Source organism: Streptosporangium minutum, assembly GCF_002149035.1.
Taxonomy (GTDB): Bacteria; Actinomycetota; Actinomycetes; order Streptosporangiales; family Streptosporangiaceae; genus Streptosporangium; species Streptosporangium minutum.
Window position 1 is genome coordinate 1 of sequence record NZ_NGFP01000514.1, and the last position, 1,141, is coordinate 1,141.

Genomic DNA, 1,141 nt, shown 5'->3' on the forward strand with positions numbered 1-1,141 from the left:
CGCGTCCCGATCGGCCAGACGGTGTCGTGGTGGCCGACCAGCAGGACCCGGGGCGTGCCGAAGGTCCACCGCAGGTGGGTGACCCCGTCGATCACGATCGTCTCGGGGCGCGCGCCGAGCCTCCTGAACCCCTGGTCGGCGACCACCCGGGCGCTGCGGGCCACCGCCTCGTGGTCGGCGGAGAACGACTCGCACGAGACGAGCTCCTCCAGGTCCTCAAGCATCAGGCGCAGATTCATGCCGGCCTGCCCAGCTCGGCGCGGAACAGCCGCAGGACGTTGCCACCGAGGATCTTGACGATGTCGTGCTCCGGGATGCCCCGCCCGACCAGCGCCTCGGTGACCAGCGGCAGGCCACACGGCCCGTCGAGTCCCGGCAGGACGGCCAGGGGGTCGATCTCGCCGTAGCCGAGGTCCTCGCAGCACGGCGGGGTGAGGTCGTTCATGACCTCGCGGACGAAGTCGGGGCCGAGACCGACGTGGTCGATCCCGCCGACCCGCGCGACGTGCTCGATGTGGTCGGCCAGCCGCTCCAGGGTGAACCCCGAAGGGTCCTCCGACAGGAAGCTCGGCACGAAGTTGACGCAGACCACGCCGCCGGTGGCGGCGACGGCGCGGATCTGGTCGTCGGTGAGGTTGCGGTGGTGGTCGCGCAGGGCCCGCGCCGAGGAGTGGGTCGCCATCACCGGCCGGGTGGCCAGCTCCAGCACGTGCTCCACCCCGGAGGCGCTCAGGTGCGAGATGTCGAAGATCATGCCGAGGCGTTCCATCTCCCGGAGCGTCTCCACCCCGGCCGCGGTGAGCCTGCTGGCGGTGGCGTCCTCGCCGCTGCCGTCGGCCAGGGGGGTGCGGCCCCAGTGCGCGATCGAGGCGACCCGTACGCCCAGCCGGTGCAGGGTGGGCAGCAGCTCGACGCTGGCGTCCAGGCCGGGGGCGCTCTCCAGGGCCAGCACCAGGGCGATCCTGTCCTCGCCGAGGGCCTGGTCGATCTGGGCGCCGTCCAGGCAGAGCCGTACCGCGTCGGCGTTGCCCTCGGCCAGGGTGTGCGCGCACTCGATCATGCGCAGGGTCTGCCGGAGCGCTCCTTCGGGCCGGTACTGGGCGTCGATGAAGACCGGCAGCACCTGCACGTTCACCCCGCC

Annotated in this window: 1 protein-coding gene and 1 pseudogene; both read right to left on the reverse strand. The window is 72.5% G+C overall.

All coding sequences use genetic code 11. The annotated features are described in order from the left end of the window. Window positions 1-239, reverse strand: a pseudogene (locus tag CA984_RS44110) (M20 family peptidase); the annotation flags it as partial. Then, the coding region (locus CA984_RS44115; RefSeq protein ID WP_086579170.1) for a dipeptidase at window positions 236-1,141 on the reverse strand (906 nt) is incomplete at its 5' end. The pseudogene CA984_RS44110 and the gene CA984_RS44115, both read right to left, overlap by 4 nt.